The sequence below is a fragment of the Pseudomonas sp. 2995-1 genome (assembly GCF_002742505.1).
In the GTDB taxonomy this organism is placed as follows: domain Bacteria; phylum Pseudomonadota; class Gammaproteobacteria; order Pseudomonadales; family Pseudomonadaceae; genus Aquipseudomonas; species Aquipseudomonas sivasensis.
In genome coordinates, this window is record NZ_LJSA01000178.1 from 1 (window position 1) to 329 (window position 329).

Sequence of the window (329 nt, forward strand, 5' to 3'; positions counted from 1 at the left end):
GTACTGTTTCAATTGAACCGGCTCTCCATCACTAGTTTCTGCGAAGATTTTACCTTCCATTAAATCTGTTAGAAACGTTAGGGGTAAATAATTATCCATGTTAGAGTTACCATTCACTTCAAAAGATAAAATGTCTTCATTCACTCTAGTTAGCTGTCCCGGATAGAAGAAATGATTAAATCCCACATCTTCTTCCATCGTGATGATAACTTCCCTTTCCTCTACACGAACTGAATCCCTTACTAAATAGTAATCAACGATTTCCTCTTCAAAAATAGTTTTTGAGTCTACTAAATTTGAGTCTGAAATCCATCCATGTCCAGTATATT

The 329-nt window shown here is 35.3% G+C and carries 1 protein-coding gene; it reads right to left on the reverse strand.

Annotation, left to right across the window (positions count from 1 at the left end; all coding sequences use genetic code 11):
- The coding region (locus tag AOA61_RS31130) for a hypothetical protein (RefSeq protein WP_158234786.1) at positions 1-329 on the reverse strand (329 nt) is incomplete at both ends.